This window comes from Pseudomonas sp. F007 (genome assembly GCF_057814275.1).
The window spans coordinates 43,828-57,319 of sequence record NZ_JBVATA010000003.1; the positions used below are offsets into that span (position 1 = coordinate 43,828).

The following is a 13,492-nucleotide window of genomic DNA, read 5'->3' on the forward strand; positions in this document are numbered from 1 at the left end:
TCAACGTCCCAGGGCTTTTTGCATACGCTGGCGCCAGGCGCTGTCGCTCATGATTGACGCGTTGTCCCAGAAACCGGTGGCTTGCGGGCCGTAGGAGTAGCTGGGTTCAAACATCTGCCAGACCAGCACCTGCGGCGGGTTTTTCTTGAAGTCGGCGGACTCCAGGTATTCCAGCAGCATCACCCAGTGGCCGATGTTGCCCGGCTTCCAGTTCACCGACACCGGACGGTCGAGGACGTTGGACAATTTCTGCGGAAAGCCGAAGTACGGCTGCACCATGCTGTGGCCGGTCACGTGCACCGGCGCCGGGGCGGAGTCGAGCAGGCCGCCGCTGGTGTCCTGGCGGCGCACCACGAAGGTTTCACGGCCGGTGGCCTTGCGTTGGTCTTCGGTCAGGAAGCGTTCGGCGAGGTCGCCAAAGCGCCGTTCCTTGAACTCGTTACCCAGCTTCATGCCGCTACCGGCGCTGCCCTTGAGGTTCGGCTCGATCTGCTTGATCAGCTCGGCCGTGGCCACGGCGGTGGCATCGGCAGCCGGTTGCGCCCAGTGCTGGTCGGTGCGGTAGAACACGTCCTTGCCGGAGCTCTGGACCTGTTTCAGCACGGCGGCGTCGTCGAAGGTCGGGATGCCGGCCTGCTTGAGCTTGCCGTAAATCGTCTGGTAACGCTCCTTGACCTGCGGGCTGAGGGTTTTGTCGGCCGGCAGCTTGTCCTGATAGAACAGGGTCTTGTCCGGCAGCATCAGCACGATCAGCTTCACCCCACGGGCCTGCAGGGCATCGCGGGTGTCCTTGATCAAGGCGGTGTTGCTGTCGATGCTCTTGGTGTCGACCACGGTCAGGCTGCCCCAACCGGGGAACAGCCAGCCATCGTTGCCGCGAATCACCAGCGCTGAGTCATCGGCTTGCGCGGCGCCCATGCACAGCAACAGCGTGGCGCCGAGCGCAGGGGCGGTCAGGGGCTTGAACGTGTGAGTGACCAATCGTGAAAAAGACATAGTAAAAATCCTTATGACTACGGGTCTCAATAGGAAAAGATCAGGTTCATGAACAGACCTTTGGCGCGCTCGGTGGCGCCGCCGCCAATCGGGTAGCGGTACTGCATCGACCAACTGACGGACGAGCGTGGCGCGTGGTAGTGGTCCTCGCGGAACCAGTAGCGCGCCGCGATACCCGGCCCGACCCCCAGCGACCAGGAGGTCGCATCGTTGGTCAGCGACCAGTCCTGGCTGACGTTGCTCAGGTCGATCAGCGGGTTATTGCCGAAATCCAGGCCGGTGGCCTTGTCCTTCTGCCAGATCCAGTCCGCGGCGGTGACCACATGCGGAAAGATCACCACGTTCGGCCCCAGGGCATCGAACTTCAGGCTGCGGCCGACCCGCAGTTCACTGCTGGCGAAGACTTGCTGGCGCTTGAGCTGGCCGTCGGTCTTGGCCAGTTGCCGGGTGCGGCTGCCATTGGTGTCGACGTCGTAGGCGGTGAAGGTTGCATCGTTGTCTTCCCAGCTGTAACCGAGTTGGGCGTACCCATCCATGGTGAACCAGTTCGATTCATTCATGCGCAGTTCGGTGCCCTTGTAGAAACCGTAGGTGATGTACGACAGCCAGCCGCCAGCATCGCTGTCCAGTTGATAACGGGTGAGCATGCCGTTGATGGCCGGGTTGTTGGTCCGGTTGGCGTCCTGGACGGCATTCTGGATCGCGCACTGGTCGCCGCGCTTGGACGGGTAGACCGTCCCTTCACGAGTGGCCGAACCGAGGAAGAAACGCCGCTCCAGGCCGAAGGTAAAGCCGGTGTCCGAGAGCATGTAGCGCACCCCCAGCGAACCGATGGTGCTGGGGAAGCCGGTGGTGCTGCTGGTGCCGTTGGTGCGATCGTTGCTGTTGATGTTGTTGATGGTGTTGCCGCTGCAGGGGTCGACGAACTGGTTGGATTCGAATTGGCTGCCTTCGTCATACAGGGTATTGGTCAGCCGCCCATAGACCTCGAGAATGCCGTTCTGATCATTGAACTGGGTCGGCCGCCAGTACAGCTCGGCGGTGCTGAACAGTGAGTCGCCCGCGGTGCTCAGGCCAGCGCCGCTGCTGTTGGTGGTCGGCTGCGCGCCGCGAAAGCCCAGCGACACGGTCGCGCCCCATTCGCGGTCGAGTCCGGAAATCGCGCTGCGGGTGTTGTAGCGTTGCTCGTCGTCCATTTCCAGCTTGTTGGCGTCGGCCATGTCGATGGCTTTCTTCAACTGCTTGACCGCCCCGGGGTTGTCACCCATGGCCGACTGGGCATAGGCCTGGTTGAGGATAACGCTCGGTGGCGCCTTGCCGGTTGCCTCGGCGGCGCGGTAGTCCTGCAGTGCCAGTTCGGGCTGGCGATTGCGCTGGCGCACGTAGCCGCGCTGGATCAGCAGGTCGGCATCGTTGGGCGTGACCGCCAGGGCGCGTGACAGGCGTTGATCGGCTTCGGCGACCTGGGCAGGGTTGCCCGAGGCCAGGGCGGTGGTCAGCAGGCGTTGGTAGTCGGGATTGTCTGGCGCCTGTTCCACGGCCAGGCGCGCCTGGGTGATCGCTTCCTGATAATCCTGGCGACCGTAGGCGGCGTAGGCCTCGGTGGCGGGGCCTGCCGGGCCGGTGACCTGGTCGGAGGGCAGCAGCTCGCACTGGGTGCCGTAGGGCGTGTCCTGACAGGATTGGGCCGGCGCCGGGTACAGTGCGGTGGTCAGTTTGGCCGGTGGTTTCTTCGCCTCATCGAGGGCCTTGCGGCGCTTGATCGTTGCTTCGTCGCTGGCGTCGAGCTGGCTGAGCAACTGGTCGGCGCGGGCCGTGTCGCCCGCGGCCAGGGCGCCGTCGATGGCGATCAGGCGCACGTTGCGGCGTTGGTCGTCGTCGAGCCAGTCCTGGGCCAGGGCCGCGTCGAAATCAGCTTTGGCTGCGTCGGCATTGCCCTGCAGTTGGCGCAGATACGCGCGCATCACCAGCATCACGGTGTTTTCATCGTTCTCCTGCAGGGCTTCGGTGGCGGCCTGCTCGGCGGCAGCCGGCTGTTTGTTCTGCAGTAGCGCGGTGACCAGCAGCAAGCGCTGGCTGGCGACATCCGGGGCCAGGTCAACGGCCACGCGGGCCAGCCGGGCGGCTTCAGCCGGATTATTTTCAATCAGCGCCTTGTACGCCTGTTGGGTCGGCAGCACCGCCATGCGCCGTTGCAGCATGGCGCGGCGTGCTTCAAGGTCGCTGAGGTTCGGTGGCTTCAAGGCGATGGCTTCGTTGGCCGCCTTGACCCCATCCGACCATTTTTCCTGGGCCTCCAGGGCATCGAGCCACAGCAGCGCCCACGGTCCCTGAGTCGGGTCGGCGCGGAAGGCCTGCTCGCCGTAGCGGGCGGCGCCGGGCATGTCGCCGGCGTTATAGGCGGCATAGCCCTTGGTCGCCAAGGGGAAACCCTTTTGATAGGCGGCGGAGGGGCCTTTGCCGGGCGCAGCGGCGCCTTGCGGCTGGAGGTTTTTCACCGTGGCGCGCAACGCCGGATCATCCACCCCGCGCTTGATCGCCGCCTGCGCTGCCTGGCGTGCCTGGGTGGTGCGTCCGAGTTTTTGCAGGGTGTAGACCTGCAGCAGATTCAGCCGGACCACTTCCGGGCGCAGTTTCAGCGCCGCGTTGACCTGCTCCAGCGCATCGCGATAACGCCCGGCCGAGTAACTCTTGTAGGCCAGGTCGGCCTGCTGCCAGGCCTCGCCCTCCAGAGGTGCCTCATAGGCGGCCGCCGACGCTGGCAATGCCAGGAAGGACGAGCCGCAGAACAAGGCTGCGGTGAGCAGAAGCAGGCGCGAAGTCGGGGTCATGGCAGCTCGGTCGATCGTGGTTCATCGGGACGCGTAGCGAGTGGCTCGTCGTTGTCGTTCTGGAAGGAGATCGCTTCGCTCAGGGTGGCCTGGTCGAGGTAACCGTGCTCCAGCAGAATCTGCCCCAGTGGCTTGTGCTCCTTGGCCTGGGCCTCCAGGGCCTTGGTCAGCGACTCCTGGTCGATCGCCCGCCAGGACATCAACAGGTCACCGAGGCGCAGGCGCTGCTGGGTGAGTTGGTCGGAGGACGGGAAGTCGTGCATGGTCTTGTCCCAGACCAGTGGCTTGCCGAGGAACAGGTGGCCCAGGTACAGGCGCCAGGCCCGTGCGGCGGCCATGGCGTTGATGAAGTTGCCGATGATCATCCGCGGCGCCGAGAGAATCGCGTGCTCCCAGCCGTAAAGACGGCCGACAAAGTAGCCGCGCTGGAACACCCGCATGCTCAGCAGAATGCCGTTGGCCCACATCAGTTGCAGCAAGCCGCTGTGGGGACTGAACACCGAAGGGAAATAGGTGGTCCACCAGCCCATCGAGGTCATCAGCATGAACAGCAGGTGCTGGGCCAGCAGGAGGTAAGCGACGATCGCCACGAACGAGGTGATCAGGCCCTTGCGGTCGCGGAACAGCAGGTACTTGGTGGCCAGCGAACCTTCCCAGCCCACCTGGCTCCAGCCTTGCAAGCCGATGCCCAGGGTCCAGCGGGCTTTCTGCCGGTAGGCGGTGCGGAAGGTGTCGGGGAAATACTCACGCACACCCAGCGGCATGTGCACCGCGACCATATTCACCGAGCCATGGCCGAACCACTTGGTGCGCTTGGCGATGTAGTCCACCGGGAACTTGCCGAAGATCTGCTTCATGCCGCGCCGGGCGAGGCGCGCGCCGATGTCGTAGTCCTCGGTAAGGGTGTCGGTGTTGAACGGCTGGTTGTCGGTCTCTGCCGACAACTGCAGCAGCGCCTTGCGCGAAAAACAGGTGCCGACGCCGGCCGACGGCACCATCTTCGACATGCTTTCGCGCACCACCAGGTCCTTGGTGTGCCACTCGGCAAACTCGTCCATATAGGTGCCTGCCACCAGCTCGTACCACTCCCGCTCCAGGGACGTCACCGGCAACTGGATGAAGTCGATGCGCGGCAGCAGGTAGTTGAAGTAGTGCAGTTCCAGGTGGTGCAGCACGTCCTCGCTGTCGTGCAGGATGACCCCGGCAAACGGCTCCGGCTGGCGCAGGTCCTGGGCGAAGATCGCCTGGATGATCCAGTTCAGGCAGTCGGCCTTGCAGGTCGGGCCGTCGTGCGGGACTTCAACCCGGATCAACTGCTTGTAGCGCCGCCGCATGCGCTCCACTTCCTCGATGGTGCGCGCGTCGTTGCAGTAGGTGCCGACGAAGATGTGGTAGTTCTTGTACTCCAGCGAACCCACCATGTTCTCGAGCATCGGCGCGATCACGTCGTACTCGAGCCAGGCCGGGATCATGATCGCCAGCGGCTGCTGGTGCTTGGCGCGCAGTTGCTCGGCGGTCAGCTTCTTGTAGCGGTGCCGGACCGTCAGCGAGCGATACGTCTGGCGCACCCAGTACCAGCCATCGATGAACAGGTCATCGAGGCTGGAGAGCATGATCAGGACGCCGACTATCACGGTCACGATTTCAAGAACGTGATAGTAGTCCGCTAACAGGTAAGGCAAATATAGCGAGGACATGGGCTGTTCCCGTGATCGTTACAAGCCTTGTTTCTTTTTCTGGCGACGGGCCAGAACACCCAGTACCAGCAGCACCAACAGTGAGCCCGCAAACAGTGGCAACACCCACGCCAGGTACTTGCGCCACTGGTGGAACGGCGTCTCGCCCAGGCCCATCGCCTGGCTCAATTGCGGGTTGGAGGTATCGACCCAGGTCAGCGGTCCTTCCTCGCCCAGGACCACGGCATTGCCCTGGTTGAACACGAACGGCGCGCGCGGGGTCAGCACCTGGTTACCCAGGGCATACCAGATCACACCGTGCTGGTTGTTCGAGTCGACCACCGAGGCGGCGCTCAACGGCTGCGGTCCGGTCAGGTCGAGCAGGCGCTTGTTGTCGCCACCGGCGCGCAGGCGCTGCAGGTCCTTGACGTCGATCAGTGGCTTGGCGCCGTCGACCGGCACGTCCAGCGACAGGAATGGCTTGGTCGGCTTGAACAGCTGAGTGCTGTCGGCCAGGGTCAGCTCGGCATTGACCGGCGACACCGAGGCGGCGGCAGCCAGGCGAATGATCTGGCGCAGGTTGGCGGCCGGTGTATCCAATGCGGTTTTCGGCACAATGACCTGGGCGTTGCCGGCGAGCAGCGGCAGCAGGCCGACGAAGGTGCCATCCGGCTCGGCATCGGAGGAGCGCAGATAGCTGGTCGGCAGGACGTTGACCGGATAACCCTGGGGAATTTCCGCACAGTTCGGCGAGACCGGCTGGCGCTGGAAACGCACCTGCAGGTTGTTGGTGACGCCCAGTGCATAGCCGGGAACGCGGGCTGTGAGGCGCTCGGGCTGACCGTCGGCGGCCAGTTGCTTGGCGTTGAGCAGGATGCCGTTCCACAGCACCGAGGCCACTGGCTGGGTGCTCGATGCGCCCGGTGCAGCGGCGACATCCAGTACCAGTTCACCAGGCATGCGGCCCTGGACGGCGACGGCGCTCAGCGGAAAGACCGCGTTCCACTCACCGCGGGTCACCACGTCGAAGGCGGTGGACGAACCACCCAGTGTGCTCACGCGCAACTCACGCTCAGTGGCATCGCCGCTCTCGCCGGCCTGGCTGATGGTCGCTTCGGAGGAGACCAGCACATTGCGCCAGTGCGAATCGAATACGCCGGCGGCCTTGGCGCCGGCATCGGCAGCCACGGCAATCACCGCCTGGTGACCGAGGCTGACCAGCTGGATCTGCTGGTTGCCCGGGACTTTCTGCGCAGCGCTGGCGTGACGGCTGCGCCACTCCTGCACGGCCTTGACCGCATCTTCATCGTTCTTCAGTTGATCTTGCAGGGCATCCAGCGCGGCGTTGATCTGGCCGACCAGCGCGGTGTCGGCAATCGCCAGGTCGGCGCGGGTCGCGCTCGCGTCGAGCACCAGCAACGCACCCAGTTCGGCGGCGCTGGCCACTTTGTGCTGGATCTTGCCGGCGAGGGCCGAGAAGGGGGCGACCGAGGTCAGCGCGGTGGGGATTTTCAGCCCATCGACCGCAACGGTTTCGCCCACGGACGGGAACGCCCGAACCTGTGCCCGCTTGGCGTTGCGTTCCAGCGCCACGCCCAGGCGCCAGGCGCTGTCGAAACTTGGTTGTTCAAGCTTGCCGGCGGCAATCAGGATCACCGGTTTGCCGGGCAGGGTGCTCCAGGCATCGGCCAGGGTCTGCAGGCCCTGCATCGAGTAGCGGTAGGTCAGCGCGGTGTCCGGGGACAGCGTCAGGATGTTGCTGCTCTGGCGTGTCGGTTCGCACAGGGTCTGGCCGCTGGGGGAGCTCCAGTCGACGGTGAAATCGACAAAACCGGACTCGTGCCGACGGGCTTCTACCGGCAGCACGCGGGCCAGGTCGCCCTCGCGTTCGGTGACACGCTGGGCGTACAGCGGCCGGCTGTCGACGGACAGGCGCAGTGCGGCAGCGGCTTCTTCACCCTTGATGAAGTTGCCGAGGATGTTGATCGAGGCAGCATCCAGCGCGACGCCCTTGGGCACCGGCAGGAAGAACGATTGGTGGTTGTCGGTTTCTTGCAGCACCACCGGATTGGTGATGCCCATATCGGCCAATGACACGCTGCGTTGTACCCAGTCGTCCTGCGCCAGGGTACGGATCGCGTCGCTGCCGGGCGAGGCCATGGCCAACAGCGGCGCAGCGAAGGGTGCGACAAGCACAACCTGTTTGAGGAGGGTGAGGCACTGCTTACGATTCGAGAGAGTATTCATGCGTGGTTATCGGCCGCATCTTGTAAGTGAGAGGTCACGACTGCCCTGCGCGGGCCCACGGCAATCTGGCGTGGGCGCTGGCGCAGGCGACAGGCAATGTTCACGGGCTCAGTGGCGGTCCTCAGCCGGGACACCGGCTGGCGCACATACCTCGATAGCGGGCTGACATGAGCTCGAACAATAAGTGGCAGTGCAGGAGGGGCAATGACCATCGGTTTTCCATCTGGCTGCATTGGATCCATCCCCGCATTGGCACGCACACTGTGTAGTGCTGCAATGCCATGTGTCAATATTTTGATGAGTTTTCTTTTCTTATGCACGCCTTTGGTTTGGCGTGACGTTATTTTGACTTGTTAGTTTAGACGAAGGTTGTGTGATCTGCCGACTGCGGTGGCCCGAATTCGGTAAACGGCCGGCCTGTCAGGGCCGAAATGATGCGGCCGGTGGCGTGTCCATCGCCATACGGATTGACGCTGCGCGCGACCCGCTGATAGTGCTCGGCGTCATCCAGGAAACCCTGCACGGCGTTGACAATGCGCTCGCTGCGAGTCCCCACCAGTGTCACGGTTCCGGCGCTCACGGCCTCCGGACGTTCAGTGGTGTCGCGCATCACCAGCACCGGTTTACCCAGGTGCGGTGCTTCTTCCTGGACGCCGCCGGAGTCGGTGAGAATCAGGTAGGCGCGGCGCATGAACCAGACGAAATCCAGGTAATCCAGCGGCTCGATCAGGTGGATGTTGGGCAAGCCCGACAGAGTGGCCATCACCACGTCCCGCACCTGCGGGTTCAAGTGCACCGGGTAAACGACCTGCACGTCGTCGCGCTGGGCGATTGTTGCCAGCGCCGTGCAGATCTGTTTGAAGCCATCGCCGAAGTTCTCGCGACGGTGGCCGGTCACCAGCACCAGGCGTTGTGACGGGTCCACCCAGTCGTAGCGGGCCGCCAGGTCGGCGTCCATCTGCGGATTGTGGTCGAACTTGCGCAGGGTCAGGTCCAGCGCATCGATCACCGTGTTGCCGGTGACATAGATGCGCCCTTCGAGGTTTTCCTTGAGCAGGTTGTCGCGGGAGGTCGCGGTCGGGGCGAACAGCCATTTGCCCATCACATCGACTACCCGCCGATTCATTTCCTCGGGAAACGGCTGGGTCAGGTCGCCAGTGCGCAGGCCCGCCTCGACGTGACCGATCGGAATGCGCCGATGAAACGCCGCCAGGCTGCAGGCGGTCGCGGTCGACGTGTCGCCATGCACCAGCACGCAATCGGGGTTGACCTCTTCGAGCAGGGCATCGACCCGGGTCATCAGCCGTGCAAACAGGCCGTTGAGGGTTTGTCCGGGGACCATGACGTCGAGGTCGTGGTGCGCCTGAATATCGAACAACTGCAGCACCTGGTCGAGCATGTGCCGGTGCTGGCCAGTGGTGCAAACAATGCTTTGAATGCCTTCGGCCTCGGCCAGGCCGTGGACCAGCGGTGCCATCTTGATACCTTCCGGGCGAGTACCGAACAGCGACAGTACTTTCATGGTTCTACGACTCCTGGCAGGGGATGGCCCCGCGTGTTATCCATTTCGATGCCCCCAGGGTAGGGGTCGGATGATAGTAGACCTGTTGAAACAGGTATGTCAGCGCTCCCTGAAGGCGCCGCTTGGTCATCGTACTGTTGTCTGGTGGCGGGTGGTTTTCGTTCCCGGTTGCCAGAAAATATTTTTGAGAGGCGCAAGAAACGATCGTGCAGGTGGCTCCTCGTCAGGATTTTCTACTCGGCTTCAAAATAATTATTACAAATTGTAACAAGGCCTAATTACTTAATACTTTTGGCATGTTTTGATCACTAATCGAACATCTCCAGTCGCTTGATTAGCATTTTATGATAATGAAATTAACATCCGGTTGTTTTTTATTTAAACGGAGTAATCACTTGTGTTTAATCCGTTTTTCCGTGGCGTTAGTGCGGTTATTAACGGATTAAACATTTTTCTTTGACGCCAACTATATGCTCGCTAGTATCCCTTCAAGCGAGCCGTAGTTAGTGAGGTGGGAATGTTCTGCCGCGACGGTCTTACGCTTACTTTTTGCACCTTGACCAGGCGTGTTCGACAGGTCTGGCGACAGGATGCCAATCCCCAATCCACGGGGCAAAAGACAGGGAGCGTCTACGGTGATCAACCCCCTCCGCAAGCGCTGGCAACCGAGTTTGACAACGCTGCAGGCTGACGTTGCGGCTCTCTTGTGCACGTTCAACTCATCGAGTGTTGGCCAGGTGCAATACCTGACCTGCAATGAGCGCTCGGGCGTGGGTTGATTACAACTTCTGGATTAAACCTTTTATATAACTTTCGCTGATTCGAATGTTCAGCCTCCGTTTAAGGGGCTGCGGACGCGTTCGACTCGCTTTTGTTATCGGGTTCGACTAGCTGATACAAAAACAGGTGTGCGATGAAGAATATTGTAATAGTCGACAAGGCGACGGGGGCGGCCACCGAACAAGCGTTCGGTAACGTCGCCCTGACCGGAACCAGTGTTGTAAAAGTGCCTATAAATCCCGGCAGCATCCAGTCGATGCAACAGTCGGGCAAGAACCTGGTTATCACGCTCAAAAATGGCGGCACGATCACTGTCCAGAACTTCTTTGTGGTCGACAGTGATGGTGCGGCCAACCAGCTGGTGCTGGAAGACAGCGACGGAACCCTGCTGCTGGGCAGTTACTCCAGCCCGTACTCAGGCTTCAGTTGGAGCGAAATCGGCTCTGTCGAAGACCTGATGGCCGCCACCGCAGCCGGCAATACCACGCCGGACTGGCTGGCGTGGGGGTTGACCCTGTTGGGTGTGGGCGGTGCGGCAGCGATCTTCTTCGGTGGGCATGGCGGCAGTGGCGGTGGCGGCGGCAGTGGTGCCGACACCACTCCACCGGACGCACCCACCGATCTGGCGTTCAATCCAACCGGCACGGTACTCAGTGGCCGTGGCGAGCCAGGCACGACCGTAACCGTCAAGGATGCCAGCGGCCGAGTGATTGGCGTCGGCACCGTGGGCTCGGACGGCAACTTCCAGGTCGCGCTGACCACTGCGCAAACCAACGGCGAGACCGTCTCGGTGACCCTCACCGACCCATCGGGCAACGTGTCTGCACCAGGCGAGGTGACCGCCGGCGATACCACCGCCCCGGCTGCGCCGACTGATCTGGCGGTCAGTGCCGATGGCACCACCGTCACCGGCAAAGGCGAACCCAACACCACGGTGACCATCAAGGATGCCAACGGCAACGTGATCGGCACCGGCACAGTGGGTGCCGACGGTACGTTCCAGGTCACCCTGACCACCCCGCAAACCAACGGCGAAACCCTGACCGCCACCCTGACCGATGCCGCGGGCAACGTGTCGGCGCCGGCCAGCGTCGACGCCGGCGACACCACCGCCCCGGCCGCTCCGACTGACTTGAGTGTCAGTGCCGATGGCAGCACGGCCAGCGGCAAAGGCGAACCCAACACCACGGTGACCATCAAGGATGCCAACGGCAACGTGATCGGCACCGGCACGGTGGGCGCCGACGGCACCTTCCAGGTCACCCTGACCACCCCGCAAACCAACGGCGAACCCCTCACGGCCACCTTGACCGATGCCGCGGGCAACGTGTCGCTGCCGGCTGATTTCAACGCGGGTGACACCACGGCGCCGGCCGCCCCGACCGACTTGACCGTCAGTGCCGATGGCGCCACCGTCAGCGGTAAAGGTGAACCCAATACCACCGTCACCATCAAGAATGCCGGTGGTGATGTCGTGGGCACCGGCACGGTGGGGGCCGACGGCACTTTCCAGGTCACCCTGATTGCGCCACTGACCCACGCCGAGGCCCTGACCACGACCCTGACCGACGCGGCAGGCAACATCTCCCCGCCTGGCAACGTCAATGCACCGAACATCGTCGATGGCCGTGACCTCACCCCGCCCGACGCGCCGACAGACCTGGTGGTCAGTGCCGATGGCACCACCGTCACCGGCAAGGGCGAACCCAACACCACCGTCACCATCAAGGATGCTGACGGTAACGTCATTGGCACCGGCACCGTCGGCACCGATGGCAATTTCGAAGTCGTCCTGACCACTCCCCAGGTCAACGGCGAAATCCTGACCGTCACCCTCACCGACACCGCCAACAACGTCTCCGCCCCGGGCGAAGTCACTGCGCCGGATATCGATGATACGGATGCTGATGCGGACGCGGACGCTGACGCCGATGCTGACGCTGACGCTGACGCTGACGCTGACGCTGACGCTGACGCTGATGCTGATGCTGATGCTGATGCTGATGCGGATGCGGACGCTGATGCCGACGCCGACGCCGACGCCGACGCCGATGCCGATGCCGATGCCGACGCCGATGCTGACGCTGATGCGGATGCGGATGCTGATGCGGATGCGGATGCGGACGCCGACGCCGACGCCGACGCTGATGCTGATGCTGATGCTGATGCTGATGCTGATGCTGATGCTGATGCTGATGCTGATGCCGACGCCGACGCCGACGCCGATGCGGATGCTGACGCCGACGCTGATGCGGACGCCGACGCCGACGCCGACGCCGATGCCGACGCCGACGCCGACGCCGATGCGGATGCGGATGCCGATGCCGATGCCGATGCTGACGCCGACGCCGACGCCGACGCCGACGCCGACGCCGACGCTGACGCGGATGCCGATGCCGATGCCGATGCCGATGCCGATGCCGATGCTGACGCGGATGCCGATGCGGATGCGGATGCCGATGCGGACGCCGATGCCGATGCCGACGCCGACGCGGATGCGGATGCGGATGCGGATGCGGATGCTGATGCGGATGCGGATGCGGATGCTGATGCGGATGCTGATGCGGATGCGGATGCGGATGCGGATGCGGATGCGGATGCTGATGCTGATGCTGATGCTGATGCTGATGCTGATGCTGATGCTGATGCTGATGCTGATGCTGATGCTGATGCTGATGCGGATGCTGATGCCGACGCCGACGCCGACGCCGATGCCGACGCGGATGCTGATGCCGACGCTGATGCGGACGCTGACGCCGATGCTGACGCTGATGCGGATGCTGATGCTGATGCTGATGCTGATGCTGACGCGGATGCGGATGCGGATGCGGATGCGGACGCCGATGCCGATGCCGATGCCGATGCCGATGCTGATGCGGATGCGGATGCGGATGCGGATGCGGATGCGGATGCGGATGCGGATGCGGATGCGGATGCGGATGCGGATGCGGACGCCGATGCGGACGCTGACGCTGACGCTGATGCTGATGCTGATGCTGATGCTGATGCTGATGCTGATGCTGATGCTGATGCTGATGCGGACGCCGATGCGGATGCTGATGCTGATGCTGATGCTGATGCTGATGCTGATGCGGATGCGGATGCGGATGCGGATGCGGATGCGGATGCGGATGCGGATGCCGACGCTGACGCGGATGCCGATGCCGATGCCGATGCCGATGCCGACGCCGATGCGGATGCGGATGCGGATGCGGATGCCGATGCCGATGCCGACGCCGACGCCGACGCCGACGCCGATGCTGACGCGGATGCCGATGCTGATGCGGATGCGGATGCGGATGCGGATGCCGATGCCGATGCCGACGCGGATGCGGATGCCGATGCCGACGCGGATGCGGACGCCGATGCGGATGCCGATGCCGATGCTGACGCGGATGCCGACGCTGATGCTGATGCCGACGCCGACGCCGACGCCGACG

General features: G+C 63.3%; 5 protein-coding genes and 1 pseudogene. 1 reads left to right on the plus strand and 5 read right to left on the minus strand.

What is annotated here, in order from left to right:
• From ACZYR5_RS07720 to wecB, 5 genes and pseudogenes are all read right to left on the minus strand, one after another.
• Positions 1 to 996 (minus strand): alginate O-acetyltransferase AlgX-related protein, encoded by a 996-nt coding sequence (locus tag ACZYR5_RS07720; protein ID WP_489089089.1) that lies wholly within the window; start codon positions 994 to 996, stop codon positions 1 to 3.
• Positions 997 to 1,022: 26 nt separating this feature from the next.
• The gene (locus ACZYR5_RS07725) at positions 1,023 to 3,827 is read right to left on the minus strand and encodes an NfrA family protein (RefSeq protein ID WP_489089090.1); all 2,805 of its coding nucleotides are present in this window, start codon (positions 3,825 to 3,827) and stop codon (positions 1,023 to 1,025) included.
• Between the two features lie 53 nt (positions 3,828 to 3,880).
• Positions 3,881 to 5,524: pseudogene (locus ACZYR5_RS07730) on the minus strand (glycosyl transferase family protein); the annotation flags it as partial.
• A gap of 18 nt (positions 5,525 to 5,542) precedes the next feature.
• Positions 5,543 to 7,699 (minus strand): hypothetical protein, encoded by a 2,157-nt coding sequence (locus tag ACZYR5_RS07735; protein ID WP_489095159.1) that lies wholly within the window; start codon positions 7,697 to 7,699, stop codon positions 5,543 to 5,545.
• Positions 7,700 to 8,108: 409 nt separating this feature from the next.
• Positions 8,109 to 9,272 carry a non-hydrolyzing UDP-N-acetylglucosamine 2-epimerase gene (wecB, locus tag ACZYR5_RS07740; RefSeq protein WP_489089092.1) on the minus strand — a complete coding sequence of 388 codons (1,164 nt, stop codon included), beginning with the start codon at positions 9,270 to 9,272 and terminating at the stop codon, positions 8,109 to 8,111.
• 913 nt (positions 9,273 to 10,185) lie between these two features.
• On the opposite strand from wecB, the gene ACZYR5_RS07745 reads away from it, so the two are divergent.
• A partial coding sequence (locus ACZYR5_RS07745) for an Ig-like domain-containing protein (RefSeq protein ID WP_489107615.1) occupies positions 10,186 to 13,492 on the plus strand: 3,307 nt, incomplete at its 3' end.

Bases quoted from the DNA above. Each gene is read 5' to 3' on its own strand.
- wecB (WP_489089092.1), bottom strand. From the start codon at position 9,272: ATGAAAGTACTGTCGCTGTTCGGTACTCGCCCGGAAGGTATCAAGATG.
- ACZYR5_RS07725 (WP_489089090.1), bottom strand. From the start codon at position 3,827: ATGACCCCGACTTCGCGCCTGCTTCTGCTCACCGCAGCCTTGTTCTGC.
- ACZYR5_RS07720 (WP_489089089.1), bottom strand. From the start codon at position 996: ATGTCTTTTTCACGATTGGTCACTCACACGTTCAAGCCCCTGACCGCC.